Genomic DNA, 25952 nt, shown 5'->3' with positions numbered 1-25952 from the left:
TACGCGCCCAGCGGCCGCGGAAGCGCCACCGTCCGCACACTCTCCGAGGCGATTCCATGGGTGAGATCACGGTTCAGTGCACGGGTGAGGTCACGGTTCAGCGCAGGGGTGAGACCACGGGTGGGTTCATGACGGAGACCACGCAGAGCCCGACCGAGATCCTGGACAGGCGGAGCCCCATCGGGAGGCCCACGGACAGGCAGGGCCCACCGAGCCCGCCCGACGGGCAGGAAGCGGCGGGCATCCTGGAGCGCGCCCGGGCGTCCGTCGACCCCGAGCTGCGCAGGGCCATCGACTCGCTGCCCGGCTCGATGCGCCGGATCGCGCTCTACCACTTCGGCTGGGAGCACGCGGACGGCACTCCGGCGGCGGGCAACGCGGGCAAGGCGATCCGGCCGGCGCTCGTCCTGACCGCGGTGAGGGCACTCGGCGGACAGCACACGACGGCCATACAGGCGGCCGCCGCCGTGGAGTTGATCCACAACTTCACCCTGCTGCACGACGACGTCATGGACCGGGACACCACCCGCAGGCACCGCCCCACCGCGTGGAGCGTGTTCGGCGACGCCGACGCGATCCTCGCCGGGGACGCCCTGCTGGCGCTGGCCCAGCGGCTGCTCGCCGAGGACCCGCACCCGGCGTCCTCGGCCGCCGCCGCCCGGCTCGCGGCCTGCGTCGTCGAACTGTGCGCGGGACAGCACACGGACACGGCCATGGAGAAGCGCGGCCCCGACGAGGTCAGCCTCGACGAGTGTCTCGCCATGGCCGAGGCGAAGACGGGCGCGCTGCTCGGCTGCGCCTGTGCGCTCGGGGCGCTGTACGCGGGGGCGGACGACGAGGACGTCGACGCGTTGGACGCGTTCGGCCGGGAGGCGGGGCTCGCGTTCCAGCTGATCGACGACGTGATCGGGATCTGGGGGGACCCGAGCCGTACCGGCAAGCCGGCCGGGGCGGATCTCATCGCCCGCAAGAAGTCCCTGCCCGTGGTCGCGGCGCTCGCCTCCGGCACGCCGGCGGCGACTGAGCTCGCCGAGCTGTACGGAGTTCCGTATGGGGAAGGGGAGTTGGAGCGTACGGTCCTCGCCGTCGAGCGGGCGGGCGGTCGTGACTGGGCGCAGGTCCAGGCGGCCGATCGGATGTCCAGGGCGATGCATGAGCTGTCCCGGGCGGTGCCCGATCCGGAGGCGGCGGGTGGGCTCCTCGCGCTGGCGGAGTTCGTGACGCGGCGCAGCAACTGACCGGGGCGGTATGCCCGTCGAAGACCCCGGAGCCGCCGGTTCCGTACGGCACCTGACCTCCGTATGGCGCCGGGCTCCGGCCGGGCGGGTCCCGCACATCCCCACGATGTGCGGGGCCCGTCTTCTTTCGCCCGCTCCGCCCCTGCCCGTCCCGTTCTCGGGGGCTCCGCCCGCAGACTCCCGTATCGCGCTGACGCGCTCGTCCTCAAACACCGGACGGGCTGAGGTATCCGTCTCAATGGCCATATGATCAACGTCAGTTGGGGCGAAGGAGCGGACCATGGGCGTGGCGATCCGTACGGCGGGCGAGGGCGATCGGGAGCTGGTCGTTCGGCTGCTCGATGTGGCCTTTCAGGACGATCCGGTGAGTGGGTGGGTCTTTCCGGATGAGGGGTACCGTCGGGCGACGCATCACAAGTTGATGGCCGCGTTCGCCGATGTCGTGCTCGCCGAGGGGCGGGTTGATGTGGCCGAGGACGGGGTGGCTTGCGCGCTGTGGCTGTCCGTTCCCGCCGAGGAGCATGTCGATGAGGACGGGCCCGTGCAGTTGCGCGAGGCCGTCGATCCGGGGAACGAGCGTGTTGAGCTGATCGGGCGGCTGACCGCGGATGTGCATCCCGGGGGCCGTGCCCACGAGTACCTGTGGATGATCGCCGTGACGCCGGAGCGGCAGGGCGAGGGGCTGGGTACCGCGCTCATCCAGTCGGTCCTCGACCGCTGTGACGACGAGGGCCTGCCCGCGTATCTGGAGGCGAGCAACGCCCGCAGCCGCAAGCTGTACGAGCGTCTCGGCTTCGACCTCGTCGGGCGTCCCCTCGATCTGCCGGACGGCCCGCAGATGTGGCCCATGTGGCGCGAGCCGCGGCCCGGGCGGGAGGGCTAACCCTCCGGGACGATCGTCGTCACGATCCGTTCGAGCAGCTCGTCCGGGACGGCGACGCCCGGAAGGACGCCGTCCAGGACACCGGGCAGCGTCAGATGCTCCAGGAGCAGCCCGAGCACGGCGAGATAGAGCACCGTCACCGTCTCGTCGCCGCCGGGCAGCCCGGCGTCCCGGTGGAACTCCATGCCCTGCTCCAGGTCGCCGCGCACCGACTTGGTGTACGAGGCGCGCAGGGCGGGGCGCCGGGTGGCCTCGAGGCGCATCTCGAAGAGGGCCAGATACCCCGTGCGGTCGCGGGTCGCGCGGGCCAGCAGGTCGCGCATGAACTCCAGGACCAGGGAGCGGTTCTTCGGCCCTTCGAGCAGTTTGGCGAGCTTGGCCGGGTCGGGGGCCAGCCGGTGGTGGAGGTGGGCGTCCACCTGGGTCAGCAGGTCGTCGCGGTCGGAGAAGTAGTTCGACGCGGTGCCCACCGGCACGGCCGCCTCGGCGTCCACCGCGCGGAACGTCAGCCCGCGCGCCCCCTCGCGCGCCAGTACCCCCACGGCCGCGTCGACGAGGGCCGCTCTGCGCTCCGGGTTCCTTGCCATCGCGCCACCTCCGCAATTCTCTTGCAACCACTACAGGTGAAGCACTATAACTGAAGTGGTTCGGCGGAAGCCGTCCAAGGCCAGGCCATCCATGGCCACCCATGATCCCTGGCCATCCATGAACGCGCTGCCTACGAAAAGAGACCCGCTTGCGCAAGCTCACGTACTTCATCGCCTGCTCGATCGACGGTTTCATCGGAGCCCCGGACGGCGACGGGCAGTTCTTCATGCCGTTCGTCGACGAGGAGTTCTTCGAGGACTTCCTCAAGGCGGAGTACCCGGAGACCCTGCCGACCCACGGCCGCCGCCCGCTGGGCATCGACGACCTGGAGAACCGGCACTTCGACACGATCATCCAGGGCCGCGCCAGTTACGACCTGGCGCTGGACGCCGGCGTCACCAGCCCGTACGCCCATCTGCGCGAGTACGTCGCCTCGCGCAGCCTCGAGGAGTCGCCCGACCCGCACGTGGAGATCGTCGCGGACGACGTCCTCGGCAAGGTCCGCGAACTCAAGGCCGAGGAGGGCGAGTTCGGTATCTATCTGTGCGGTGGCTCGCAGCTCGCGGGCGCGTTGATCGACGAGGTGGACGAGCTCGTCATCAAGACGTACCCGGTGGTGCTGGGCTCCGGCATGCCGATGTTCGGTTCCGGGTTCGACGTCGCCGAGTTCGCGCTCGACGGGGTGCGGGTGTTCAAGAACGGGGTGCTCGTGCGGACGTACAGCCGAAAGCCTCGGTGACGTACGGCAGGGAGCGCGCCGACGACGTACGGCAGGGAGCGCGCCGACGACGTATGGCAGGGAGCGCGCCGACGACGTATGGCAGGGAAGCGCGCCGACGACGTACGGCAGGGAAGCGCGCCGACGACGTACGGCAGGGAAGCGCGCCGACGACGTACGGCAGGGAAGCGCACCGACGACGTGCCGCAGGAATGCGCGCCGGTGGGGTACGCCAGGGGAACGCGTCGGTGGCGTACGGTCCGCAGACAGCCGACGTGCCGCAGGGAAGCGCTGAGCCGCGTACCGCAATACGCTGAAGGCATGGGCACAGACGAGCATGTCTGTCCGTCGTGCGGACAGCCGGTCGCCACGGTCGTACGGCGTCACAAGACGCTGGGCGCGTGGGTACCCGTATGGGGCCCCGGCCCGTGTCGGAACCCGAAGTGCGAGGCGTCCGTCGACGAGTCGCCGCAGGAGCCCCGGGACAAGCCCGAGCCGCCCGGGGAACCCGACGCGAAGAAAGACTGACGGATCGCGTGCGGCCGTGTAGAGAACCGGGGGCCGGCTCCGACGTCTCCCGTGAGAGCCGCCCACCGTGGGCGGCGGGAGCCGAAGGAGCGAACTCATGAAGTACCTCGTGATGGTGCAGGGCACGCAGGCCGACTACGAGGGCATGCGTGGCAAGGCGTCCTCGCACGCCCCGGCCTGGAGCGAGCAGGAGCTGCAGGCCATGTACGCCTACATGGGCGCGATCAACAACGACCTGTCCGAGACCGGTGAGCTGATCGACGGGCAGGGGCTCGCCGAGCCCGCGCAGACCCGGCTGGTCGCCCTGGGCAAGGACGGCAAGGCGGTCATCACCGACGGGCCGTACAGCGAGACCAAGGAGCTGCTGGCCGGCTACTGGGTCCTCGAGTGCGAGAGCCTGGAGCGGGTCACCGAGATCGCCGAGCGCGTCACCCGGTGCCCCAACCCCGCCGGCGCCACGAACTACCCGGTGGTCATCCGGCCCATCATGGACGGCGCCGGAGACATCTGAGCCCCGTGGGAGGCACGACCGAGGTCGAGGACCTGCTGCGCCTGCACGCGCCGCAGGTCCTCGGCGCGCTCGTCCGCCGGTACGGGCATTTCGACGCCGCCGAGGACGCCGTACAGGAGGCGCTGCTCGCGGCGGCCGGGCAGTGGGTCGGCAGCGGAGTGCCCGACAATCCGCGCGGCTGGCTGATCAAGGTCGCCTCGCGGCGGCTGACGGACGCCCTGCGCAGTGAGGAGGCGCGGCGGCTGCGGGAGGAGCGGGCGGCGGCGCTGACTCCCCGGGACGCGTTCACGGCGCCGCCGCCGGGGGCGGACCGGGCGCCGAGCGAGGACGACACGCTCTCGCTCCTCTTCCTCTGCTGCCACCCCGATCTGACCCCGGCCGCGCAGATCGCGCTCACCCTGCGGGCCGTCGGCGGGCTGACCACCGCGGAGATCGCCCGGGCGTATCTCGTGCCCGAGGCGACGATGGCTCAGCGGATCAGCAGGGCCAAGCAGCGGGTGAAGGGGGTCCGTTTCGGGCGCCCGGACCAGTGGGAGGAGCGGCTGCCCGCCGTCCTCCACACCCTGTATCTGATCTTCAACGAGGGCTATACGGCGACGTCCGGAGCGGTGCTCCAGCGGGCCGAACTCGCGGGCGAGGCCATCCGGTTGACGCGTACGGTCCACCGGCTGCTGCCCGAGGGCCACGAGGTGACGGGCCTGCTGGCGCTGATGCTGCTGACCGACGCCCGCCGCGCCGCGCGGACGGGCCCGCACGGCGAGCTGGTGCCGCTTGACGAGCAGGACCGTGGCCGCTGGGACAAGGCGGCCATCGAGGAGGGGGTGGCGCTGGTGACGCAGGCGTTGTCGCTCTCCCGGGAGCGGGCGGGGCCGTATCAGCTCCGGGCCGCCATCGCCGCGGTGCACGACGAGGCGGCGTCCCCGGAGGCGACGGACTGGCGGGAGATCCTCGGCCTGTACGACGTACTGGTCCGCCGGGTGCCGGGTCCCGTCGAGCGCCTCAACCGGGCGGTGGCGGTGGCCATGGTGCGCGGGCCGCGTGCCGGACTGGCCGAACTCGACGCACTGGAGGACGAGTTGACCGCCGGGCACCGGTTGGACGCGGTCCGCGGGCACCTGCTGGAGCGCGCGGGCGATACGGCGGCGGCCCGCACCGCGTACGAGGCGGCGGCCCGCAAGACCCTCAGCCTCCCCGAACAGCGCTACTTGCGGGCGCGGGCCGCACGCCTGAAGCCGTAGAGTTCGTACGCTCCTGAAGCCGTCGCGTTCGCGTGTGCCTGAAGCCGTCGCGTTCGTGTGTGCCTGAAGCCGTGGCGGAGAGCGACGAGGCCGGTCAGCCGGGCAGGCTGCCCGTGCCGGGATCGCGGGGCGTCAGGCAGTATGTGCCGCCGACCGGGTCCCGCATCACCGCCCAGCGGGCGCCGCGGCTGATCAGCGTGGCGCCCAGCTCTTCGTGCCGGGCCCGGACCGCCTCGATGTCCGAGCAGGCGATGTCGAGATGGGCGGAGGCGGGGCGGTCGGTGCCGAGGCGTTGCAGGAGGATGCGGAAGGGGAGCGCGGCGGGGGGCTTGACCAGGTGGAACTCCGGGAGCGCGCCGGGGCGGGAGTTCCAGCCGGTGAGTGCGCTCCAGAAGGCGATCTCGGTGTCGTACGCGGACGGCGGCACGTCGACGCACACCTGGTCGAGGCGGCTGGTCGCGCCGCCGTGTCCCTCGACCACGGCCGGACGCACCGACTCGCCGTGCCAGGGCACCGCGCAGAACAGCTGACCGGCGGGGGAACGCAGTACGGCCCACCCCCCGTGGTCGGCGACGAGCTCGGCGCCGAGCCGCAGCGCCGACTCCACCAGCGCCGGTACGTCCTCGACGGCGAGGTCGAGATGCGCGCCGCCGTCGCCCGCCTCGACGCCCTGCGCCTTCACGCACGCGTCGGCGGCGTCGGGCAGCAGGGTCACGAACTCGCCCTGGTCGCCGCGGGGTTCGGACAGCCGCGTTCCCGTGACCGCGGTCCAGAAGTCGGTGGCCGGCCCGAACTCCTTCATGGGCCGGTCGACGAAGGCGTAGGTCCACCGGATCGGTTGTGCGGTCATCGGGGCGCTCCCTGTCGGACGGTCAGACGGCCGGTACGGCTCGTACCGTCTCCTGGCCGATCAGGCCGCGCAACGAGGTTTTCACACGCTCGACGAAGGCGTCCCGCGCGGCGGGGGAGAGGGCGTCCAGGGACAGATACGGGTTGAGGTCCTCCAGCTCGACGAGGAGCAGCTCACCGCCGGGGGCCCGGCAGGCGTCCACGCGCTGGATGCCGTACGCGATGTCGTTCCAGTCGACGAAGCGCTGCGCGAACTCCAGGTCCTCCTCGGTCGGTTCGTACGGCTCCAGGGCCCACCGCCGGTCCGGGTGGGGCGCGTACAGGGCGTACTGGAAGGTGCGGTCGACGAAGTAGAAGGACACCTCGTAGCGGAAGTCGATGCGCGGCTGGACGAGGACGTTGCCGTACGCGACGTCGGTGAGCCGTGCGCGCGGCACGAACTCCAGGCCTATGGAGTCGGCCCCCAGCTTCGGCTTCACCACGTACGTGTCGACGTCGGGCAGCCGCCCCAGGTCCTCCGCGCGGTCGACGGTGGGGATGACCGGATACCCGGCGGCGGTCAGCTCCAGCAGATACCCCTTCCCCGCCATGTCGCCCTTCCCCGACAACTGGTTGTACACGTGCACACCGTCCGCGACCGCCCGCTTCCGGAACGCGTCGTACTCCGCCTGGTAGTTCAGCACCGGCCCGCTGTTCCGCACGACCACCCCGTCGAAGCCGTCCATCAACGCCGCCGCGTCCAGCGGATGACACACGGCGACGTCGAACTCCTCGCGCAGCCGCGAGGCAAGAAAGATGTCCTCGTCGCAGTACCGGCGCCCCTTGGCCGGATAGCCCAGGTCACTGACGTACAGGACACGGGGGCGTACGGACGGCATGGGTGGCTCCCGGTGGTCGTGATCAGCCGATGGTACGTCTGGTTCACCGGGGGCCCGGTCGCCGTCCGCCCCTCTGTTACGCGGCGGGGCGTTCGGTGAAGCGGAGGAGGTTGCCGGCTGGGTCGCGGAAGGCGCAGTCGCGGAGGCCATAGGGCTGGTCCATCGGTTCCTGGAGGACTTCGGCGCCGGAGGCGCGGACGCGTTCGAAGAGGGCGTCGCAGTCGGCGGTGGAGAAGATGACACCGCGCAGGACGCCCTTGGCCAGCAGCTCGGCCATCGCCTGCTTGTCCGCGGGGGAGGTGTCCGGGCTCGCCGCGGGCGGCTCCAGGACGATCTCCACGTCCGGCTGGAGCGGCGAGCCGACCGTGACCCAGCGCATGCCCTCGAAGCCGACGTCGTTGCGGACCTCCAGGCCGAGCACGTCGCGGTAGAACGCGAGCGCCTTGTCGTGGTCGTCCACGGCGATGAAGCACTGGGAGAGTTTCAGGTCCATGGATCCTACGCTAGAGGCGCGTCCCCGGTTCCGCTTCCGGGTTGCGGTGGCGGGCCGGGCGGGTCAGGTGCCGGGTCACGCACGACGGGATGGGGGCGCCGTGGTCGTGCGGGCGGGCCCGGTACGCGCTCGGGGTCTCGCCGACCAACTCCGTGAAGCGGGAGCTGAAGGAGCCGAGCGAGGTGCAGCCCACGGCGAAGCAGACCTCCGTGACCGTCATGTCGCCCCGGCGCAGGAGGGCCTTGGCACGCTCGATCCTGCGGGTCATGAGGTAGGTGTACGGGGTCTCGCCGAAGGCCGCGCGGAAGCTGCGCTGGAAGTGGCCGGGCGACATCAGCGCGGTGCGCGCGAGCGTGGCCATGTCCAGCGGCTCCGCGTACTCACGGTCCATACGGTCGCGGGCCCGGCGCAGCCGGACCAGGTCCTCCACACTCACCCCACAAGGATGGCACGGGCCACTGACATCGAGGGCGCCCACGTCTCGTGCGGCACAGCGGCCCTCGTACGACCCGCCCCGGCGCTCGCTAACCTACTCGGATGACCGCCGAGCTGACCTTCCTCTCGCGGGTGTCCTATCGCGACCGGGAGGTCGCCGGACCCCGGCTGCGTGGGCTGCTCGCCCTGCTCGCGGACGATCTGCGCACCGGGTGCAGCACCGCCCGGCTCGTCGACGGGCTGTGGCCCGAGGAGCAGCCGGAGAACCCGACGAAGGCACTCCAGGTCCTGGTCTCGCGGGCCCGTTCCCAGCTCGGCGCCGAGCTGATCGCCAGCACCGCCACGGGCTACCGCCTCACCCTGGGCGAGGAACAGGTCGACAGCTCCGCCGTCCTGCTCGCCGCCGCCGCGAGCGCGCGGGCGGCCCGGGACGGCGACCACACCACCGCGCTGGCGCACGCCGAGGCGGGGCTCGCGCTGTGGGACGGAAGCGCCGACGACCTGGCGGCCGACCCCGTCTCCGCGCTGCGCGCGGCGCGCGTCCCGGCGTACACGACCCTGGTGCGCGCCCGCGCGCTCGCCCTGGCCCGCCTCGGCCGCCGCGCCGAGGCGGCCGAGGCGCTCACAGGCCTCGTACAGGAGCATCCCCGCGACGAGGAGGTGCTCGCGGAGCTGCTGCGCTGCGAAGCCGCCACGCTCGGCCCCGCCGCCGCCCTCGCCCGCTACGACGCCTACCGCCGCACCCTGCGCGACGACCTCGGCACCGACCCCGGCCCCGCGCTCCGCGCCGTGCACCAGGAGCTGCTGCAGGGGGAGGCCCCGGCCGTCCGCCGCGGCGTCCCGCACGAGCCGAACCCGCTGCTCGGCCGCGCCGACGACATCGCGGCAGTCACGGATCTGCTGCGCACCTCCCGGGTCACCTCGATCGTCGGCGCGGGCGGCCTCGGCAAGACCCGCCTCGCGCACGTGGTGAGCCGCACGGCCGAGCAGAAGTCCGTGCACTTCATACCGCTCGCCGGCGTCACCTCCGACGCCGACGTGGCCGACGAGGTCGCCTCCGCGCTCGGTGTCGCCGGCCGGTCCCAAGGACGCGGCGGCCACCCGGGCATCCCGACCGACGTCCTCACCGGCATGGCCGGCGCCCTCGGCCCCGGCGCCCTGCTGGTCCTGGACAACTGCGAGCACGTCGTACGCGGCGCCGCCGACCTCGTCCAGGCCCTCGTGTCCACCACCCGGGACCTGCGCGTCCTCACCACCAGCCGGGCCCCGCTCGGACTCTCCTCCGAATCGGTGTACCTGCTCCCGGAGTTGAGCCTCGCGACCACCGTCGAACTCTTCGGGCAGCGGGCGCGGGCCGCGCGTCCCGGCGTCGAGCTGCCCGCGGGCCCGGTCGAGGAACTCTGCCGCCACCTGGACGGCCTGCCGCTGGCGACGGAACTGGCGGCGGCCCGCGTCCGCGTCCTGTCGGTCGCCGAGATCGCCCGCCGCCTGGACGACCGCTTCGCCCTGCTCAAGGGCGGTGCGCGCGACGCGCCGGAGCGGCATCGCACCCTGCTCGCCGTCGTCGACTGGAGCTGGAACCTGCTCGACACCGAGGGCCGCTCGGCGCTGCGCGCGCTGTCGGCCTTCCCGGACGGCTTCACGGCGGAGGCGGCACAGCGTCTGCTGAGCGAGGACGCCATGGACGTACTCGACGTCCTGGAGCATCTCGTCGACCAGTCGCTGCTCAAGGTCACGGACACCGCCTCGGGCGTCCGCTTCCGGATGCTGGAGACCGTACGGGAGTTCAGTGCCGTCCGTCGGGAGGCGGCGGGGGAGACGGACCGGGTGACCGGTCAACTCCTGGCGTGGGCAGGCGACTTCGGGCGGGCGCACCACGAGGCGGTGCTGGCGGTCGAATCCCTCGCCGACCTGGACCGGATCCGCGCCGAGCAGGACAACCTCGTCCACGCGCTACGTCTCGCGCAGGCCCGCGCCGACGGGCCCACGGTCGCCGCCATCGCCGCGGTGCTCTCCGGCATATGGAACCTGGACTCCAACTACACGCGCGTGGTCACGCTGATCGAGGAGACCGGCCCGCTGCTGGCGAGCCTGCGGCCTGGGCCAGAGGATCTGGAGGTCACCCGGACGGCGGCCGTGCTGTTCACCGCGAACCTGTTCATGCTGCACGGGCCGCGGGCCCCCGCGCTGCGCTCCCTGGCCGCCCTGCGCAGGCTGCCGCCGGCCCCGCCGGACAGCCTCGTCCGGGCCGCGGCGACGGTACTGGACGCCCTGCCGCGGGCCTCGTCCGAGTTGCCCGCCCTGTGCGGCAGCGCCGAACCGCTGGTGGCCGGTGTCGCCAACGCCGCCGCGAGCTTCGTGGCGGAGAACGAGAACGACCTGGAGCGGGCTCTCGCGGCGGCCCGGCGGTCGCTCGCCGCGCTGGAGGGGCGGGGCAGCCCGTGGATGCTGACCCAGGCGCATGCCCGGATCGGTGAACTCTGCCTTCAGTTGGAGCAGGGCGAGGAGGCCCGGCGCCACATCCTGGCGGCGCTGCGGCTCCAGGAACAGCTCCTGGGCCCCTGGTCCGACCCGATGGGCGTCCGCTGGGCCCTGGTGCTGGTCCACCTCCGGCTCGGCGCGGTTGACGAGGCGGAGCACTGGCTGGAGCAGACAGCCCTGAACCAGGCGGACGACCCGTTCGGCATGCTGATGTTCGGCCACGGGGTGCGGGCGGAGATCCTGCTCGCGCGCGGGCGGGCCGAGGAGGGCCTGCGCACCTGGCGGCAGGCCGCCGAACCGGGCCCCGGCCCCGAGGGGCCGCTCTTCCAGAGCGATCCGTCCGGCGTGGAGGCGTGGAACCTGGAGGCCCACGCCGTCGCCGTGATCGCCCACGCCCAGCACGGCCGCCTCGGCCTGGTGGAGCCGCTCGTCCGTGAACTGCCCGACAGACTCCGGGTGTTGCTGACCCGTCCGACCGTCACGCAACCCGCGTACGTCATCGACCTGCCGGTCTGCGGCACCTACCTGCTGGCGCTCGCCATGGTCGACCTGGACCGGGGCGCGCTCGATGCGGCGGCACGGCTCTTCGCCCTCGCCGAGCGCTTCCGCTGTCTGCGCGGCTTCCAGCCGACGATGTCCTCCGCCCGCGAACGGGAGGCGGCCGGACGCGCCGACCGGGCGGCCTACGACGACGCGGTGTCGACGTATGCCGCCCTGGGGCGAGCGGAGTTGCGGGGCGCGGCGCTGGATGTCCTGAGCGCACGGGGGCACTAGCGGCCGGCGGGTGCCGGGGTCCTGGCGGGCCGGCGGGTCAGCGAGTCCCGGGGGTCCTGGCGGGCCGGCGGGTGCTGGGGGCACGGGCGGACCGGCGGGTCAGCGGGTGCCGGGGGCACGGGTGGACCGGTGGGCTAGCGGGTGCCGGGGGCACGGGTGGACCGGTGGGCTAGCGGGTGCCGGGGGCACGGGTGGACCGGTGGGCTAGCGGGAGCGGTCGTACGCGGACCGGGACCAGAAGTAGCCCAGTACGGTCAGGCCGACGCACCAGGCGACCGCGATGAGGGCGCTGTTGCCGATCTCCGTGCCCATCAGCAGCCCGCGCAGCGTCTCGATGATCGGAGTGAAGGGCTGGTACTCGGCGAACCAGCGCACCCCCGTCGGCATCGAGTCGGTCGGGACGATCGCACTGCCGAGGAAGGGCAGGAAGGTCAGCGGGGTCGGCGCGTTGCTGGCCGCCTCGACCGTCTTCGCCCTCAGCCCGAGGGCCGCCGACACCCAGGTGAGCGCGAGGACGACCAGGGCGAGGACCCCGATCGTGGCGAGCCACTCGACGGGGGTGGCCGTGGGCCGGAAACCGGTGAGCAGCGCGACCCCGATGACCAGGACGGTGCAGGCCATCGTCTGGATCACGCCTCCCACGACGTGTCCGTTGAGTACGGCGGCCCGGGAGATGGACATGGTGCGGAACCGGTTGACGATGCCCTCGGTCATGTCGACGCAGACGGACACCGCGACCGAGATGGCTCCCGAGGTCGCGGCCATCAGGATGATGCCGGGCGCCACGTAGTCGACGTAGTCGCCGCTGCCCGAGGGGCCGATTCCGGTGCCGAGGGCGTTGCCGAAGACGTACACGAACAGCAGCAGCATGATGATCGGGATCGCCGCCGTGGTGAGCGTCATGGACGGATAGCGCAGCGCGTGCTTGAGGTTGCGGCGCAGCATGACAACCGAGTCACGCGTGGCGTACGTGAGGGAGCTCAACGGAGGTTCTCCTTAGGGAAGTTGATCTGGTCGGCGGGGCCGGTGCTCGGGCTGGTGCTCGCGCTGGGGTCGGTGCTCGGGCTGGTGCTCGCGCTGGGGTCGGTGCTCGGGCCGGCGCTCGGGCTGGGGTCGATGCTCGGGCTCGCGCTCGCGCCCGGGCCCGTCAGGGCGAAGAACACGTCGTCCAGGTCGGGCGTGTGCACGGTCAGGCTCTCGGCCTCGACCGACTCGGCGTCCAACCAGTCGAGCAGGGACCGCAGTTCACGGGTGCTGCCGTCGCTCGGCACGTGCAGGGCGAGCGCGGCGTCGTCGCGGGAGGCCTCGCGCAGGGCGGCCGCGGCCCGCTCATAGCCGGCCGGGTCGGCGAACCGGAGCCGCACATGCCCACCCGGGACGAGCCGCTTGAGCTCCTCCGGGGTCCCCTCGGCGACGATCCGCCCGCCGTTCAGCACGGCGATCCGATCGGCCAACTGGTCTGCCTCTTCGAGGTATTGGGTGGTGAGGAACACGGTGACGCCCCCCGCGACCAGCTCCCTCACGATCTGCCACATGGAGTGCCGGCTGCGCGGGTCGAGCCCGGTCGTCGGCTCGTCGAGGAAGAGCACCCGGGGGTCACCGACCAGCGTCATCGCGATGTCGAGCCGCCGCCGCATCCCGCCGGAGTAGGCCGCGGGCAGCTTCTTCGCCGCCCCGGTCAGCTCGAACCGTTCGAGCAACTCGGCGGTCCGCCGCCTGCCCTCCCGCCGGCCCAGATGATGCAGGTCGGCCATCAGCAGCAGGTTCTCCTCGCCGGTGAGCATGCCGTCCACGGCGGCGAACTGCCCGGTGACCCCGATCTGTGCCCGCACGGCGCCGGGCTCGCCGACAAGGTCGTACCCACCGATCCGGGCGTCCCCGCCGTCGGCGTCGAGGAGCGTCGAGAGGATCTGCACGGTCGTGGTCTTGCCGGCGCCGTTCGGCCCGAGCAGCGAGAAGACGGTCCCCTCGGCGACGGAGAGATCGATCCCGTCGAGCACGACCTGCTCGCCGTACGCCTTGCGCAGCCCGGTCGCGGTGATGGCGTACGGCGGTGAGGTCCTGGTCGGGCGGTGCGCGGTCGCGGTGTTCGTTGTCATGCGGCGAGCTTGGGGGACCGCGGATTTACCGCGGTTTCACGGCGGTTTCACGCGCACGGGGGACCCGGCACGGCGTGAAACCGGCCCGCTCGGGAGTGCCTAAGCGCCCGTTCGGGAACGCCTAAGTGCCCGTTGGGGGGAAAGCGGGCGTGCTCGTTAAGGAGAGCGCAAGTGCCCGTTGGGGAACGCCGAAGGGGCCCGGCCGATGATTTCGGCATGCCAGGACGCCACCCCCTCATCGGGCCGCTCCTCAGCCTGCCGCCCCTGCCGCATGTCGACCTCCCGCGTCCGCAGATCACTACGAGCCATCCCCATGGCTACCTGTGGAAACGCGATTACGTCGATATGTGGCTCGGCGGCGCCCCAGCGGCATGGATCGACGACGACTTCACCGCTCTGGACCATGAGTGGGCCGAGCGACGTACCAAGAGAGGGAGCCTCACGCTGCTCGTGCAGCCTGATCCTCGTGCAGGTCTGCACGCCGAACACCTGGACATGATTGTGGCTTGGGCCGGAAGGTACATGGCGGATGCTTCGGCGGCTTGAGCCCTGTCAGCAGGCGCTCCAGCCCTTGGGGATGGCTCAGTCGACGTGTCTCCGCGCCTCGGGCAGCGGCCCAAAGAGAAGGTCGAGGAGATGCCTGCGTTTGTCCTCCGTCCACGGTTCGGCTTCGGGATCCCGAAAGACCTCAGGTTCTGACGCCTGGCCATCACTCGAAGTCGTGATGGAGAAGCGCCAAGCGCCCTTGTCTGACTGGTCGCGCTGCGGTTCGCTCACGACGTTGCCCCGTTTCAAGAGTGAGGTGCCGCTCAGGCGGCACACCTGCGCGAAAGACTTCAGCACACGGCCGTCCTCGCGGCCTCATCCTCCGCCCACCCTCCGGAGCCGCCGACGTGACCGAACTGTCCGCCGCACATGACGCCGCCGTCACCGACCGGAACCGCCTCGCCGGGAGCGCCTACAACGGTGACCGGGACCTCGCCGCCCGCCAGGCGCTGTACCAGTGGCAGACGCCCCGTTACGACCTGCCCGGCATCGTCGCCGAGAAGCTGGGCGGCGTGCACGGACGCGTGGTCGATGTCGGCTGCGGCAACGGCAAGTTCACGCAGCGGCTCCGCGAGGACCGGCCCGATCTGGCCCTGCTGGCTCTCGACATCGCCCCCGGCATCCTGGCCGGCGTTCCCGGCCCGGTCGCCGTGGCGGATGCCCCCCGCCTGCCGTTGGCCACGGGGAGCGTCGACGCAGTCTTGGCGATGCACATGCTCTATCACGTCCCCGACATCGCCCATGCGCTCAGGGAGCTGTCCCGCGTCGTGACCCGTGACGGGTTGGCGCTCGCCTCCACCAACAGCGCCCGGGACAAGGCCGAACTCGACGACCTGTGGCAGCGGGCTGCGGGCGATGTCCTCGGCACCGGGCGCGGCCCGGCACGGATCTCGCTCAGCGCCCGCTTCTCGTTGGAGAAGGCTCCGGCCTTCCTGGGGGAGGAGTTCGGCCAGGTGGAGACGATCGAACTACCCGGCACTATCACGGTCCGCGATCCCGAGCCGGTCATCGCGCACATGGCCTCCTACCGGGCGTGGGCCGACCAGCATGACGTGCCCTTTGACGCGACCATCGAGCGGGCCCGCGTCATCCTCGGCGACCACATCGCGCGAAACGGGGCGTTCGAGATCAACTCCAAGGGTGGCATCCTCGTCTGTCGCCGATGAGGCCAGGACGCCGAAGGGGCCCGGCCGGAAACTCGGCCGGGCCCCTTCGGGATGCCCGATGACCTGCGATGGTGCACCGATCGCCGGTCCGCGGAGGCTGACGGAGTGTCAGGCCTTCTTGGTCTCCCAGAAGATTTTGTCGATCTGGGCGATGTAGTCCAGCGCCTTCTGGCCCGTCGCCGGGTCGGTGGACGCCTTGGCGGCCGAGAGGGCCTTCAGGGCGTCGTTGACCAGCTGGTGCAGCTCCGGGTACTTCTCGAAGTGCGGGGGCTTGAAGTAGTCGCTCCAGAGCACCGACACGTGGTGCTTGGCGAGCTCGGCGCGCTGCTCCTTGATGACGGTGGCGCGGGCCTGGAAGTGCGGGTCGTCGTTGCCGGCCATCTTTTCCTGGACGGCCTTCACCGACTCCGCCTCGATGCGGGCCTGGGCCGGGTCGTACACACCGCAGGGCAGGTCGCAGTGTGCGCTGACCTTGACCTTGGGGGCAAACAGGCGGGAGAGCATTGAGCTGTCCTTCCTCGTGATCGTCTTCTCAGGTGGGACATTACTCCGTAGGAGACGGGTTTTCGCGAGTGCCCCCATGGGCTTAGGACAAAAGTCCAGGGTGAAACTGGGACTGGTGGAGGATTGGACCGGGGAGGTGCCGGTGATGCCGGAGCTGTCGCAGGAGACCGAGCGTGGGAGGGCCGTGCTGCCGTTCGGGGCGGCCGAGGTGACGGGACCGTCCATGGTGCCCACGCTCCAGCACGGGGATCGGCTCGTCGTGCAGTGGGGGGCGCGGGTCAGGCCCGGTGACGTCGTCGTCCTGCGTCATCCGTTCCAGCAGGATCTGCTCGTCGTCAAGCGCATCGCGGAGCGGCGGGACGGCGGCTGGTGGGTGCTCGGGGACAACGCCTTCGCCGGGGGCGACAGCACTGACTACGGAACCGTGCCCGAGGAGCTCGTCCTCGGGAAGGTGCGGTTCCGGTACCGGCCCCTGAAGAGTGATCAGCGGTCGCCGGTCGCCGTCGTCCGGTGGGTGCTGGGGGCCGCCAGGCCCGTGCTGTCCGACCGGTCCGCCTCCAGGCGTTTGCGGGCGCGGTAGGCGGCCACATTGGCGCGGGTCGCGCAGCGGTCCGAGCAGTAGCGCCGGGAGCGGTTCGTCGAGGTGTCCAGGTAGGCGTTGCGGCAGGGCGACGCCTCGCACAGGCCCAGACGGTCGACGCCGTACTCGGTGAGGTGGAAGGCGAGGCCCATCGCCGCGATCGCCGCGTAGCCCGCCGTCGCGTTCGACGGGTGGTCCGCCAGGTGCATGTGCCACAGGGGGCGGCCGTCGTCGTCCCGGTAGTCGTGGCCGGAGATCTGCGGGCTCACCGGGAACTCCAGGAGGAGTGAGTTCAGCAGGTCCACGGCGAGGGTCTCGTTGCCGCCGTCGGCCGCCTCGAAGACCGCGCGCAGCCGGGCCCGTACGGAGCGGAAGCGGGTGACGTCGGCGTCCGTGGCGCGGCGGGCCGCCGAGGAGTTGCCCCCGAAGAGGTCGCGGACGGCCTCGACCGAGGTCAGCGAGTCCTTGCCCCGGGCCGGTTCCTCGCTGTTGACGAGACGGACGGCGTAATCCGAGTAATAGGCCAGTTCCACTTGTAGTCCTTACGGGGGCGCTCTATTGTCGTGGCTGCGGTCGGGTAACAGATGATCGTGCTTCCAGGGTATTACGCGGTGCGGCGAAGAAGGGGCTTCCCACATGACCATCACCACCGGAACCGACTGGCGCGCCTGGCAGGAGAGCTGGGACCGGCAGCAGGAGTGGTACATGCCGGACCGCGAGGAACGCTTCCGGGTGATGCTCGACATGGTCGAGGCCCTGGTCGGGCCCGAGCCGCGCGTCCTCGACCTCGCCTGTGGCACCGGCACCATCACGGCCCGGCTGCTCGCCCGCTTCCCGAAGGCCACCAGCACCGGCGTCGACCTCGACCCCGCGCTGCTGACCATCGCCGAGGGCACCTTCGAGGGCGACGACCGGGTCTCCTTCGTCACGGCCGACCTCAAGGACCCGCAGTGGACCACGCTGCTGCCGTACGACGCGTACGACGCCGTCCTGACCGCCACGGCCCTGCACTGGCTGCACAGCGAACCCCTCGCGGCCCTCTACGGTCAGGTCGCGGAGCTCGTCCGCGACGGCGGTGTCTTCATGAACGCCGACCACATGATCGACGACACGACGCCCAGGATCAACGCGGCCGACCGTGCCCAGCGGCACGCCCGTATGGATCAGGCCAAGAAGAACGGCGCCCTCGACTGGGCCGAATGGTGGGAGCTGGCCGCGGCGGACCCCGTCCTCGCCGCGCCCACCGCCCGCCGCTTCGAGATCTACGGCGAGCACGCCGACGGCGACACCCCGTCCGCCGACTGGCACGCGCGCGTGCTGCGCGAGAAGGGCTTCGGGGAGGCCCGTACGGTGTGGCGCTCGCCCTCGGACGCGCTGGTGCTCGCGGTCAAGTAGTGCGACACCGCACTCATGGTGCGGGCCGTTCAACGCGCCCAAGGCGTGCGACGAGGACTTCAACGAAGGCCCGAACAACTACAGAGGCGGCAGGGCGGTGAACGCCCTGCCGCCTCCGTCATTTATGTGTCACGCGTGCCGGTCCGGCCACGAACGGTCAGAGGACCTTCGAGAGGAACGATCGCGTGCGCTCGTGCTGCGGATCCGTCAGTACGTCACGGGGGTGGCCGGACTCGACCACCACACCGCCGTCCATGAAGACCAGCGAGTCGCCCACCTCGCGGGCGAAGCCCATCTCGTGCGTGACGACGACCATCGTCATACCGGACTCGGCGAGGTCGCGCATGACGTCGAGGACGTCACCGACCAGCTCCGGGTCGAGCGCCGAGGTCGGCTCGTCGAAGAGCATCAGCTTCGGGTCCATCGCCAGCGCGCGGGCGATGGCCACGCGCTGCTGCTGGCCTCCGGAGAGCTGCGAGGGGTAGTTCTTCGCCTTGTCGGCCAGGCCCACGCGCTCCAGGAGCTGGCCCGCGCGTTCCCGGGCCTGGGCCTTGCTGACACCCTTGACCTGGATCGGCGCCTCCATGACGTTCTCGAGCGCCGTCATGTGCGGGAACAGGTTGAAGCGCTGGAAGACCATGCCGATGTCCCGGCGCTTCAGTGCGACTTCGCTGTCCTTGAGCTCGTACAGCTTGTCGCCCTTCTGGCGATAGCCGACCAGCTCACCGTCGACGTACAGGCGACCGGCGTTGATCTTCTCCAGGTGGTTGATGCACCTGAGGAACGTCGACTTGCCGGAGCCGGACGGGCCGATGAGGCAGAACACCTCACCGGAGTTCACCTCCAGGTCGATGCCCTTGAGGACCTCGACCAGGCCGAAGGACTTGTGAACGCCCTCCGCCTTCACCATGGCGGTCATCAGGCCCTCCCCTCGCTACGCAGGGACAGCATGTTCGCCCTGATCTTCTGGAAGATGGTCGGCGGCAGGCTGCGGCTGGAACCGCGCGCGTAGTAGCGCTCCAGGTAGTACTGGAAGACGCTGAACACGCTGGTCATCACCAGGTACCAGATGGAGGCCACGAAGAGCATCTCCATCACGGCGTACGAGGTGGAGCCGATCGCCGACGTCGAGCGCAGCAGCTCGTTGTACGTGACCGCGTACACCAGGGACGAGGTCTTCAGCATGTTGATGAACTCGTTGCCGGTCGGCGGCACGATCACGCGCATGGCCTGCGGGATCACGATCCGGCGCAGCGTCTTGGCGTGAGTCATGCCCAGGGCGTGCGAGGCCTCCGTCTGGCCCTCGTCGACGGCCAGCAGACCGGCGCGGCAGATCTCGGCCATGTACGCGGCCTCGTTCAGGCCCAGGCCCAGCAGGGCGCACATGAACGGGGTCATCACGTCCGTCATCTCGTCCTTGTAGAGCGGACCGAGGTTCAGGACGGGGAAGATCAGCGCCAGGTTGAACCAGAGCAGCAGCTGGACGTAGACCGGGGTGCCGCGGAAGAACCAGATGTACAGCCAGGCGACGCTGCTGGTCACCGGGTTCTTCGAGAGGCGCATCACCGCGAGGACGATGCCCAGCACCACACCCATGATCATGGCCAGCACGCTGATCAGCAGCGTACGGCCGGCGCCCTTGACGACACTGGACTCGAAGAGCTGGTCGCCGACCGTGTGCCACTGGATGTTGCCCTGCGAGAACGCGTAGGCGAGCGCCGCGAGGAGCGCGAGGACGATGATGCCGCTGGCCCACCGGCCGTAGTGCCGGACGGGGATCGCCTTGATGGCCTCCGGGCCGCCCGCGGGGACCGACGTCTTGGAGAGCGTCGGGCCGGCGGGCGGAGTGTCCTCGGGAGACTTGTCGAGATTGTCAGTCACGTGACTGCCCTTCAGTGGTGCGCTCGGCTTACTTGCCGCCGTTGATCGCGGACTGCTCGATCGCGCCGGACTGGGCGCCCCACTTCTCCAGGACCTTCTGGTACGAACCGTCCTTGATGATCGCGTCGACGGCTTCCTTCAGCGCGTCACGAAGCTGGGTGTTCTTCTTGTTGAGGACGATGCCGAACGGGCCGGCGTCGTACTGCTCGCCGACGACCTCGAAGGCGTTGCCGCCGTCGGCCTTGCGGGACAGGTCAAGCGCGACCGGGTAGTCGTTGATGCCGGCCACGGCGCCGCCCGACTTCACGCGGGTCTGGGCCTCGGTGTCGTTCTCGAACGACTCGATGTCGATGGCCTTCTTGCCGGCGTCCTTGCACTTCTTGGACTGGTCCTGGAGGGCCTTCTCGTACGTGGTGCCCCGCTGCACGGCGGCCGTCTTGCCGCAGAGGTCCTCGATGCCCTTGACGCCCTCGGGGTTGCCCTTCTTGACATAGATGGCCGTACCGGCGACGAAGTAGTCGACGAAGTCGACGCCCTCGCCGAGCTTCTTGCCCTTGTCGTCCAGGCCCTCCTGGCGCTGCTTGTTGTCCGTGATGGAGGACATCGCGATGTCGTAGCGGCCCGAGTTGACCGCCGTGATCAGGCCGTCGAAGGAGCCGGAGGTGAACTGGAACTTCACGCCGAGCTGCTTGCTCAGCGCGTCGGCCAGGTCCGGGTCGACGCCGACGATCTTGCCGCCCTCGACGGACTCCATGGGGGCGTACTCGGCGTTCGTGCCGACCTTGATGACGCCCGCGTCCTGGATCTTCTTGGGCAGCTTGGAGAAGAGAGGGGCGCTGTTGGCCGAGGCGCTCTCCTTGGAGCCGCCACCGCTGTTGTTCGTCTGGTCACCGCAGCCGGTGAGGATCAGGGCGCCAGCGACCGCGATCGCGCCGACCGCTGCTGTCCGGGAGCGCGTGGCGGTCGTACGACGGGTGGAGCTTGCGGTCATGTTGGGTTCCTCCGGCGGATGAGGGAGTTGCCGATGGGTCGACGAGAACACACACCTTCGGGTGTCGCGACCTTGTGTGATGACGGCATCTTGCCATTCGGACCAGACGATTCAGGCGGCCAGCTATGTCAAAATCGGATAACGGGTGACCCCCGATCCACTACTGGTCGGTACATCAAGGCCGGACCTTCTGCGGAAATCACTCCTTCCGGCCGGAAGATCTTCGGCACATCCCAGGATGCGGGCGGCCGCTACTCCGCACTCGCGGCGGCATGGGGGCAAGTCGTGGACTTGTCCACATATTCGGTTATGAGTCATGTCACCGGCGTGTGACCTTCGCGTTATGGACTCGTCGGGGACACTGTCCGTCCGGTAAGAAGGTTCTTTACACCCCTCATCCGGGGCTCAGGGCGCGTGTGCGGCGCGCCCGTCGCGCAAACGCCCGTACGCAACCACGGCAGCTGGGCTTGCGCGGTGCCCGCCCACCCCTCAACCAGGAGTGGTCACCCTCAAACAATGAAGACTTAAGGGGTAAAACAAAGTGGCAGCGGAGATCGTCAATCCTCGCAGCGACAGCAGTACGGATCAGGAAGGCGGGGCGGAGCCCCTCGATTCCTTCGACCCGGCGTTTGCGCTGCACCGGGGCGGCAAAATGGCCGTGCAGGCCACGGTGCCCGTCCGTGACAAGGACGACCTGTCCCTGGCGTACACGCCCGGCGTCGCGAAGGTGTGCAGCGCGATCGCCGAGCAGCCCGAGCTCGTCCACGACTACACGTGGAAGTCGTCCGTCGTCGCGGTGGTGACGGACGGGACGGCGGTGCTCGGGCTCGGCGACATCGGCCCGGAGGCCTCGCTCCCCGTCATGGAGGGCAAGGCCATCCTGTTCAAGCAGTTCGGCGGGGTCGACGCGGTGCCGATCGCGCTCGACTGCACGGGCGTCGACGAGATCGTCGAGACCGTGGCACGGCTGGCGCCGTCCTTCGGTGGCGTCAACCTGGAGGACATCTCAGCGCCCCGGTGCTTCGAGATCGAGCGGAAGCTCCAGGAGCGGCTGGACATTCCCGTCTTCCATGACGACCAGCACGGGACCGCGGTCGTGACGCTGGCGGCGCTTCGGAACGCCGCGAAGCTGACCGGGCGGTCGCTGGGTGACCTGCGTGCGGTGATCTCGGGCGCCGGTGCGGCGGGTGTCGCCATCGCCAAGTTCCTGCTCGAGGCCGGGCTCGGGGACGTCGCCGTCGCGGACCGCAAGGGTGTCGTGTCCAAGGACCGTGACGATCTGACGGACGTCAAGCGTGAGCTGGCGGAGATCACCAACAAGGCGGGGCTCTCGGGGTCGCTCGAGTCGGCTCTGGCCGGCGCCGACGTCTTCATCGGGGTCTCCGGCGGTACGGTGCCGGAGCCTGCGGTGGCCTCGATGGCGGAGGGTGCCTTCGTCTTCGCGATGGCCAACCCGAACCCCGAGGTGCACCCCGACATCGCCCACAAGTACGCGGCCGTCGTCGCGACCGGGCGGTCGGACTTCCCGAACCAGATCAACAACGTGCTGGCGTTCCCCGGGATCTTCGCGGGCGCGCTGCAGGTGCGGGCGTCCCGGATCACCGAGGGGATGAAGATCGCGGCGGCGGAGGCGCTGGCGGCGGTCGTCGGGGACGATCTTGCCGCCGATTACGTCATTCCCTCGCCGTTTGACGAGCGGGTGGCTCCGGCGGTGACCGCGGCGGTGGCCGCGGCTGCCCGGGCCGAGGGTGTTGCTCGCCGCTGACGCGGTGTTTTTGTGGCCCCGCCGGGTTTCCGGCGGGGCCATTTTTTACGTGGGCGGTGGTCCGGGTGGGTGGTTTTTCGCCCCCTCCGCCCCTACCTGTCCCATCCCTGCGGGGCTCCGCCCCCAAGCCCCCCATATCGCGCTGCGCGCTCGTCCTCGAACGCCGGACGGGCTGAATGGGTGCGGGGAACGGCGGGATGCGTGTCACAGGGGGACGTGGTTCCCCCGGGCGAGGGCGGAGCCTATCGTCAAGGTCATGTTCGCTGCCTATGCCGCCCGAATCGACCGTGACGAGCCGCTGAACGGCCTGGAGTTGGGGGAGCGCCCGGCCCCCGAGAAGAGGCCGGGCTGGACGACCGTGAACGTACGGGCCGCCTCCCTCAACCACCACGACCTGTGGTCCCTCCGCGGAGTCGGCCTGGCCGAGGACAAGCTGCCGATGATCCTCGGCTGCGACGCCGCCGGCATCGACGAGGACGGCAACGAGGTGGTGCTGCACTCCGTCATCGGCCAGACCGGCCACGGGGTGGGCCCCAAGGAGCCCCGGTCCATCCTCACCGAGCGCTACCAGGGCACCTTCGCCGAGCAGGTCTCCGTACCGACCTGGAACGTGCTCCCCAAGCCCAAGGAGCTCTCCTTCGAAGAAGCCGCCTGTCTGCCCACCGCCTGGCTGACGGCCTATCGCATGCTGTTCACCAACGCCGGGGTGCGTCCCGGTGACTCCGTCCTCGTACAGGGCGCGGGCGGCGGCGTCGCCACCGCCGCGATCGTGCTCGGCAAGGCCGCCGGGCTGCGGATGTTCGCCACCAGCCGCGACGAGGCCAAGCGGAAGAGGGCTCTCGAACTGGGGGCCGTCGAGGCGCTCGAGTCCGGGGCGCGGCTGCCGCAGCGCGTGGACGCCGTCATCGAGACGGTCGGTGCCGCCACCTGGTCGCACTCCATCAAGTCCCTGCGCCCCGGCGGCACGCTGGTCATCTCGGGGGCGACCAGTGGTGACCGGCCCTCCCACGCCGAGCTGACCCGTATCTTCTTCCTCGAACTCAAGGTCGTCGGCTCCACGATGGGCACCAAGGACGAACTGGAGGACCTGCTGTCCTTCTGCGCCGCCACCGGCGTGCGCCCCGTCATTGATGAGGTACTGCCGCTCGACCGGGCCCGCGAAGGGTTCGAACGGCTCGAATCGGGCGATCAGTTCGGCAAGATCGTGCTGGCGAACGCCTGACGGATTCAGGCGCTTCTACCTCGTTCAAAGTCTTCTGGCTCGCGGCCGGTCCGGGTTTCCGGGCCGGCCGGCGTCGTCTCGCGCGTCAACTGTGGTTGACAAGTGTGGCCTGTCAACGTAGGTTGACATCATGACCGAAGCAACGGATCTTGCCGAGCGTGCGGGTGATCGCGATCCGCGGGTCGGGCTGCGGGCCGTCTCCGCGCTGCGGAGGCTGCTGGAGCAGTTGGAAGCGGTACAGGTGCGCAGTGCGCGCAATCAGGGCTGGTCGTGGCAGGAGATCGCCGCGGAACTCGGAGTGAGCAGGCAGGCCGTGCACAAGAAGTACGGGAGGCAGTGATGTTCGAGCGGTTCACGAAGGATGCGCGGGCTGTTGTCGAGGAGGCCGTGCTCCAGTCCGAGCGGGCGAGGGCCGACAGGGTGGAGGCGGAGCACATGCTGTTCGCCCTCCTCGACCGGGAGGGGAGCCGGGGATCGTTCGCCCTGGCGTCGCTCGGGTTGGCCGGTCGCCGGGACTCGGTGGAGCGGGACCTCGCCGAGGCGCGCCGCCGTGGTGGCCTCTCCCGTGCCGATGCGGAGGCCCTCTCCGGGCTCGGTATCGACCTGTCGGAGATTGTCTCCCGGGTCGAAGAGGTGCACGGGGAAGGGGCGTTGGGGTCGGGGAGGACGAGTGGGGGTGGTGGTCGGTGGGCTCGGCGCCGGCCCTTCGCCCAAGGAGCCAAGGATGTGCTGACCCAGTCCTTGCGGATCGCTCTCGCTCGTCGGGATCGGCATATCGGTGACGAGCATCTGCTTATGGCGCTCACAGCGCGGCCCGGGGTTCTCGCGGAGGTGCTTGCCGATCACGGGGTCACGTACGAGGCGGTGGCGCGGGTGCTGTACGGCGAGGGCGGGGGCGGTGTGGCCAAGGCGGGGTGAGGTCGGGGGGAGGGGGGTGGGGTGCGCGGGTGAGGGTGGGGTGCGGGTGAGGGGTGGGGCTCGCCACCGGGGTTTCGCCCCCTCCGCCCCTACCCGTCCCGAACCTGGGGGCTCCGCCCCCAGACCCCCGTATCGGCCTGAACGGCCTCGTCCTCAAACGCCGGACGGGCTAAAGATCTCTAGCTCCGGCGGCCGGAGCCGCGCAGCGCCGCTCCGATGTGTGCCGCCGCCGTTGACAAGTGGCGGCGGGCCTCGCGGAGTTGGTCTTCCGTCACGCCGTGGTCGCGGGCCGCGTCGCGGATGTCGTCGCGGAAGCGGTCCAGGAGGCGGTCGAGGTCGCGGGCGGGGTTGCCTGTGGAGTCCTCGTGGGCCCAGGAGGGTTCGTAGTCGGCGGGGAAGTCCTCGCGGGTGACCGTGTACTCGGGCTCCGTGGCCGAGTCGGCCGTCGTGTCCGTGCGGCCGAAGCCGAAGTCCTTGCCGAAGTCCTTGCCCAGGTCCTTTCCGAAGTTCTTGCCGAACTCGCCGAATTCCTTGGCCAGTTCGGTCAGGCCCTCGCGGACGCCGGTCGGCCAGTCGCCCCGTGCGAAGTGGTCCTGGACCTGGTCCTGGACCCGCTTGGCCATCCGCTGCATTTCCTCCTGGGCCTGGGCGCGGGCCCTCTCCTGGGCCTCCTTGGCCTGGCGGCGGGCACGCTGGGCCTCGTCGCGGGCGCGGCGGCTCTCGTCCTTGGCGCGGCGGGCCTGTTCCTTCCACTCCTGCCGGACACGCCGCATCTCCTCCTTCGCCGCCCGCCACGACTCCTTGTCCTGGTAGTCGCCGAGGCCCCCGAACTCGGCCGACTCCGCGTCGCGTTCCTTGGCGCCGGTGCCGCCCTTGCCGCCCCTTCGGGCCTCCGTGGCCGCCGCTCGCATCTCGCGGCGCAGATCGCCCGCCGCGCCCCGTACGTCGGCGCGGATCTCGGCCGCGAGCTCCGCGACGGACTCGCGGATCTCCAGCTCCAGATCGGCCAGTTCGCCGCTGCGGTCGGCCAGTTCGGCGCGGCCCGCGTCCGTGATCGCGTACACCTTGCGGCCGCCCTCGGTGGTGTGGGTGACGAGCCCCTCGGCCTCCAGCTTCGCCAGCCGGGGGTAGACGGTGCCCGCCGAGGGGGCGTACAGGCCCTGGAAGCGCTCTTCCAGGAGCCGGATCACTTCGTACCCGTGGCGCGGCGCCTCGTCCAGCAGCTTGAGGAGGTAGAGGCGAAGGCGGCCATGGGCGAAGACGGGGGGCAT

28 protein-coding genes and 1 pseudogene are annotated in these 25952 nt (G+C 70.6%); 15 read left to right on the top strand and 14 right to left on the bottom strand.

What is annotated here, in order from left to right; genetic code table 11:
• The first annotated feature begins 128 nt into the window (after positions 1-128).
• On the top strand, positions 129-1238 hold the full coding sequence (locus ACFY0T_RS40070) for a family 2 encapsulin nanocompartment cargo protein polyprenyl transferase (RefSeq protein ID WP_388882701.1): 1110 nt from the start codon (positions 129-131) through the stop codon (positions 1236-1238).
• A 280-nt stretch (positions 1239-1518) separates the two neighbouring features.
• Positions 1519-2121 (top strand): GNAT family N-acetyltransferase, encoded by a 603-nt coding sequence (locus tag ACFY0T_RS40065; protein ID WP_388882698.1) that lies wholly within the window; start codon positions 1519-1521, stop codon positions 2119-2121.
• Here ACFY0T_RS40065 and ACFY0T_RS40060 read toward each other — a convergent pair.
• Positions 2118-2708 carry a TetR/AcrR family transcriptional regulator gene (locus ACFY0T_RS40060; protein ID WP_388882696.1) on the bottom strand — a complete coding sequence of 197 codons (591 nt, stop codon included), beginning with the start codon at positions 2706-2708 and terminating at the stop codon, positions 2118-2120. The genes ACFY0T_RS40065 and ACFY0T_RS40060 overlap by 4 nt on opposite strands.
• 149 nt (positions 2709-2857) lie before the next feature.
• Between ACFY0T_RS40060 and ACFY0T_RS40055 the strand changes: the two genes are divergently transcribed.
• From ACFY0T_RS40055 to ACFY0T_RS40040, 4 genes are all read left to right on the top strand, one after another.
• Complete coding sequence (locus ACFY0T_RS40055; protein ID WP_388882693.1) at positions 2858-3448, top strand: dihydrofolate reductase family protein; 591 nt, start codon at positions 2858-2860, stop codon at positions 3446-3448.
• A 300-nt stretch (positions 3449-3748) separates the two neighbouring features.
• Positions 3749-3955: a hypothetical protein gene (locus ACFY0T_RS40050; protein ID WP_388882690.1), complete on the top strand. Its 207-nt coding sequence runs from the start codon at positions 3749-3751 to the stop codon at positions 3953-3955.
• 97 nt (positions 3956-4052) lie between these two features.
• Positions 4053-4466: a YciI family protein gene (locus ACFY0T_RS40045; RefSeq protein WP_388882688.1), complete on the top strand. Its 414-nt coding sequence runs from the start codon at positions 4053-4055 to the stop codon at positions 4464-4466.
• 5 nt (positions 4467-4471) lie between these two features.
• Entirely contained in the window at positions 4472-5704 is a 1233-nt protein-coding gene (locus ACFY0T_RS40040) for an RNA polymerase sigma factor (RefSeq protein ID WP_388882685.1), read from the top strand.
• A gap of 94 nt (positions 5705-5798) precedes the next feature.
• Here ACFY0T_RS40040 and ACFY0T_RS40035 read toward each other — a convergent pair whose 3' ends face one another.
• The 4 genes from ACFY0T_RS40035 to ACFY0T_RS40020 all read right to left on the bottom strand — a co-directional run bounded on the left by ACFY0T_RS40035 (position 5799) and on the right by ACFY0T_RS40020 (position 8360).
• Entirely contained in the window at positions 5799-6554 is a 756-nt protein-coding gene (locus tag ACFY0T_RS40035; protein ID WP_388882682.1) for a VOC family protein, read from the bottom strand.
• Positions 6555-6576: 22 nt separating this feature from the next.
• Positions 6577-7431, bottom strand: coding sequence for a hypothetical protein (locus ACFY0T_RS40030; protein ID WP_388882679.1), 855 nt, complete (start codon positions 7429-7431; stop codon positions 6577-6579).
• Between the two features lie 76 nt (positions 7432-7507).
• Positions 7508-7924 carry a VOC family protein gene (locus tag ACFY0T_RS40025; RefSeq protein WP_388882676.1) on the bottom strand — a complete coding sequence of 139 codons (417 nt, stop codon included), beginning with the start codon at positions 7922-7924 and terminating at the stop codon, positions 7508-7510.
• Between the two features lie 10 nt (positions 7925-7934).
• The gene (locus ACFY0T_RS40020) at positions 7935-8360 is read right to left on the bottom strand and encodes a helix-turn-helix transcriptional regulator (protein WP_388882672.1); all 426 of its coding nucleotides are present in this window, start codon (positions 8358-8360) and stop codon (positions 7935-7937) included.
• Positions 8361-8461: 101 nt separating this feature from the next.
• Here ACFY0T_RS40020 and ACFY0T_RS40015 point away from each other — a divergent pair, with 101 nt between their 5' ends.
• Positions 8462-11614 (top strand): ATP-binding protein, encoded by a 3153-nt coding sequence (locus ACFY0T_RS40015; RefSeq protein WP_388882669.1) that lies wholly within the window; start codon positions 8462-8464, stop codon positions 11612-11614.
• A gap of 204 nt (positions 11615-11818) precedes the next feature.
• Here the strand turns inward: ACFY0T_RS40015 and ACFY0T_RS40010 are convergent, their stop codons facing one another.
• Positions 11819-12598, bottom strand: a complete 780-nt coding sequence (locus ACFY0T_RS40010) for an ABC transporter permease (RefSeq protein ID WP_388882666.1) — start codon at positions 12596-12598, stop codon at positions 11819-11821.
• On the bottom strand, positions 12595-13713 hold the full coding sequence (locus tag ACFY0T_RS40005; RefSeq protein WP_388882663.1) for an ATP-binding cassette domain-containing protein: 1119 nt from the start codon (positions 13711-13713) through the stop codon (positions 12595-12597). Before ACFY0T_RS40005 ends, ACFY0T_RS40010 begins: the two co-directional genes overlap by 4 nt.
• 234 nt (positions 13714-13947) lie before the next feature.
• Between ACFY0T_RS40005 and ACFY0T_RS40000 the strand changes: the two are divergent.
• Positions 13948-14259, top strand: a pseudogene (locus ACFY0T_RS40000) (hypothetical protein); the annotation flags it as partial.
• Between the two features lie 36 nt (positions 14260-14295).
• Here ACFY0T_RS40000 and ACFY0T_RS39995 read toward each other — a convergent pair.
• Positions 14296-14556, bottom strand: a complete 261-nt coding sequence (locus ACFY0T_RS39995) for a hypothetical protein (RefSeq protein ID WP_388882660.1) — start codon at positions 14554-14556, stop codon at positions 14296-14298.
• Between the two features lie 50 nt (positions 14557-14606).
• On the opposite strand from ACFY0T_RS39995, the gene ACFY0T_RS39990 reads away from it, so the two are divergent.
• Positions 14607-15425, top strand: coding sequence for a class I SAM-dependent methyltransferase (locus ACFY0T_RS39990; RefSeq protein ID WP_388882657.1), 819 nt, complete (start codon positions 14607-14609; stop codon positions 15423-15425).
• 108 nt (positions 15426-15533) lie between these two features.
• Here the strand turns inward: ACFY0T_RS39990 and sodN are convergent, their stop codons facing one another.
• A complete protein-coding gene (sodN, locus tag ACFY0T_RS39985) occupies positions 15534-15929 on the bottom strand; it encodes a superoxide dismutase, Ni (protein WP_023546844.1) in 396 nt (131 codons plus the stop codon).
• Positions 15930-16074: 145 nt separating this feature from the next.
• Between sodN and sodX the strand changes: the two genes are divergently transcribed.
• Positions 16075-16509 carry a nickel-type superoxide dismutase maturation protease gene (gene sodX / locus ACFY0T_RS39980; protein ID WP_388882955.1) on the top strand — a complete coding sequence of 145 codons (435 nt, stop codon included), beginning with the start codon at positions 16075-16077 and terminating at the stop codon, positions 16507-16509.
• Here sodX and ACFY0T_RS39975 read toward each other — a convergent pair.
• Positions 16413-17042, bottom strand: a complete 630-nt coding sequence (locus ACFY0T_RS39975) for a CGNR zinc finger domain-containing protein (RefSeq protein ID WP_388882654.1) — start codon at positions 17040-17042, stop codon at positions 16413-16415. The genes sodX and ACFY0T_RS39975 overlap by 97 nt on opposite strands.
• Positions 17043-17145: 103 nt before the next feature.
• On the opposite strand from ACFY0T_RS39975, the gene ACFY0T_RS39970 reads away from it, so the two are divergent.
• Entirely contained in the window at positions 17146-17904 is a 759-nt protein-coding gene (locus ACFY0T_RS39970; protein WP_388882651.1) for a class I SAM-dependent methyltransferase, read from the top strand.
• 157 nt (positions 17905-18061) lie between these two features.
• Here the strand turns inward: ACFY0T_RS39970 and ACFY0T_RS39965 are convergent, their stop codons facing one another.
• Genes ACFY0T_RS39965 through ACFY0T_RS39955 form a run of 3 tightly spaced genes read right to left on the bottom strand, consistent with a single transcriptional unit; the run spans position 18062 to position 20776 of the window.
• The gene (locus ACFY0T_RS39965; RefSeq protein ID WP_388882648.1) at positions 18062-18823 is read right to left on the bottom strand and encodes an amino acid ABC transporter ATP-binding protein; all 762 of its coding nucleotides are present in this window, start codon (positions 18821-18823) and stop codon (positions 18062-18064) included.
• Positions 18823-19785: an amino acid ABC transporter permease gene (locus ACFY0T_RS39960; protein ID WP_388882645.1), complete on the bottom strand. Its 963-nt coding sequence runs from the start codon at positions 19783-19785 to the stop codon at positions 18823-18825. The genes ACFY0T_RS39965 and ACFY0T_RS39960 overlap by 1 nt, the downstream gene beginning before the upstream one ends.
• Positions 19786-19813: 28 nt before the next feature.
• Complete coding sequence (locus tag ACFY0T_RS39955) at positions 19814-20776, bottom strand: ABC transporter substrate-binding protein (protein WP_388882642.1); 963 nt, start codon at positions 20774-20776, stop codon at positions 19814-19816.
• 541 nt (positions 20777-21317) lie between these two features.
• Here ACFY0T_RS39955 and ACFY0T_RS39950 point away from each other — a divergent pair.
• From ACFY0T_RS39950 to ACFY0T_RS39935, 4 genes are all read left to right on the top strand, one after another.
• Positions 21318-22541 (top strand): NADP-dependent malic enzyme, encoded by a 1224-nt coding sequence (locus tag ACFY0T_RS39950; protein ID WP_388882639.1) that lies wholly within the window; start codon positions 21318-21320, stop codon positions 22539-22541.
• A 256-nt stretch (positions 22542-22797) separates the two neighbouring features.
• Entirely contained in the window at positions 22798-23763 is a 966-nt protein-coding gene (locus ACFY0T_RS39945) for a zinc-binding dehydrogenase (protein ID WP_388882636.1), read from the top strand.
• 130 nt (positions 23764-23893) lie between these two features.
• Positions 23894-24103: a helix-turn-helix domain-containing protein gene (locus ACFY0T_RS39940; protein ID WP_121405930.1), complete on the top strand. Its 210-nt coding sequence runs from the start codon at positions 23894-23896 to the stop codon at positions 24101-24103.
• A complete protein-coding gene (locus ACFY0T_RS39935; protein ID WP_388882633.1) occupies positions 24103-24681 on the top strand; it encodes a Clp protease N-terminal domain-containing protein in 579 nt (192 codons plus the stop codon). The genes ACFY0T_RS39940 and ACFY0T_RS39935 overlap by 1 nt, the downstream gene beginning before the upstream one ends.
• Before the next feature lie 179 nt (positions 24682-24860).
• On the opposite strand, the gene ACFY0T_RS39930 is transcribed toward ACFY0T_RS39935, so the two are convergent.
• The gene (locus ACFY0T_RS39930; RefSeq protein ID WP_388882630.1) at positions 24861-25952 is read right to left on the bottom strand and encodes a helix-turn-helix transcriptional regulator; all 1092 of its coding nucleotides are present in this window, start codon (positions 25950-25952) and stop codon (positions 24861-24863) included.

Origin of the sequence: Streptomyces sp. NPDC001530 (assembly GCF_042894545.1) — a bacterium.
Classification (GTDB): Bacteria; Actinomycetota; Actinomycetes; order Streptomycetales; family Streptomycetaceae; genus Streptomyces.
The sequence above is the reverse complement of the archived record's forward strand: the minus strand, read 5'-3'. Positions and strand labels throughout refer to the sequence as shown.

Excerpts from the sequence above, each read along its gene's own strand:
- ACFY0T_RS40070 (WP_388882701.1), top strand. The coding sequence starts at position 129 with ATGACGGAGACCACGCAGAGCCCGACCGAGATCCTGGACAGGCGGAGC.
- ACFY0T_RS40065 (WP_388882698.1), top strand. The coding sequence starts at position 1,519 with ATGGGCGTGGCGATCCGTACGGCGGGCGAGGGCGATCGGGAGCTGGTC.
- ACFY0T_RS40060 (WP_388882696.1), bottom strand. The coding sequence starts at position 2,708 with ATGGCAAGGAACCCGGAGCGCAGAGCGGCCCTCGTCGACGCGGCCGTG.
- ACFY0T_RS40050 (WP_388882690.1), top strand. The coding sequence starts at position 3,749 with ATGGGCACAGACGAGCATGTCTGTCCGTCGTGCGGACAGCCGGTCGCC.
- ACFY0T_RS40045 (WP_388882688.1), top strand. The coding sequence starts at position 4,053 with ATGAAGTACCTCGTGATGGTGCAGGGCACGCAGGCCGACTACGAGGGC.
- ACFY0T_RS40035 (WP_388882682.1), bottom strand. The coding sequence starts at position 6,554 with ATGACCGCACAACCGATCCGGTGGACCTACGCCTTCGTCGACCGGCCC.
- ACFY0T_RS40030 (WP_388882679.1), bottom strand. The coding sequence starts at position 7,431 with ATGCCGTCCGTACGCCCCCGTGTCCTGTACGTCAGTGACCTGGGCTAT.
- ACFY0T_RS40025 (WP_388882676.1), bottom strand. The coding sequence starts at position 7,924 with ATGGACCTGAAACTCTCCCAGTGCTTCATCGCCGTGGACGACCACGAC.
- ACFY0T_RS40015 (WP_388882669.1), top strand. The coding sequence starts at position 8,462 with ATGACCGCCGAGCTGACCTTCCTCTCGCGGGTGTCCTATCGCGACCGG.
- ACFY0T_RS40005 (WP_388882663.1), bottom strand. The coding sequence starts at position 13,713 with ATGACAACGAACACCGCGACCGCGCACCGCCCGACCAGGACCTCACCG.
- sodN (WP_023546844.1), bottom strand. The coding sequence starts at position 15,929 with ATGCTCTCCCGCCTGTTTGCCCCCAAGGTCAAGGTCAGCGCACACTGC.
- sodX (WP_388882955.1), top strand. The coding sequence starts at position 16,075 with ATGCCGGAGCTGTCGCAGGAGACCGAGCGTGGGAGGGCCGTGCTGCCG.
- ACFY0T_RS39970 (WP_388882651.1), top strand. The coding sequence starts at position 17,146 with ATGACCATCACCACCGGAACCGACTGGCGCGCCTGGCAGGAGAGCTGG.
- ACFY0T_RS39965 (WP_388882648.1), bottom strand. The coding sequence starts at position 18,823 with ATGACCGCCATGGTGAAGGCGGAGGGCGTTCACAAGTCCTTCGGCCTG.
- ACFY0T_RS39955 (WP_388882642.1), bottom strand. The coding sequence starts at position 20,776 with ATGACCGCAAGCTCCACCCGTCGTACGACCGCCACGCGCTCCCGGACA.
- ACFY0T_RS39945 (WP_388882636.1), top strand. The coding sequence starts at position 22,798 with ATGTTCGCTGCCTATGCCGCCCGAATCGACCGTGACGAGCCGCTGAAC.
- ACFY0T_RS39940 (WP_121405930.1), top strand. The coding sequence starts at position 23,894 with ATGACCGAAGCAACGGATCTTGCCGAGCGTGCGGGTGATCGCGATCCG.
- ACFY0T_RS39935 (WP_388882633.1), top strand. The coding sequence starts at position 24,103 with ATGTTCGAGCGGTTCACGAAGGATGCGCGGGCTGTTGTCGAGGAGGCC.
- ACFY0T_RS39930 (WP_388882630.1), bottom strand. The coding sequence starts at position 25,952 with ATGCCCCCCGTCTTCGCCCATGGCCGCCTTCGCCTCTACCTCCTCAAG.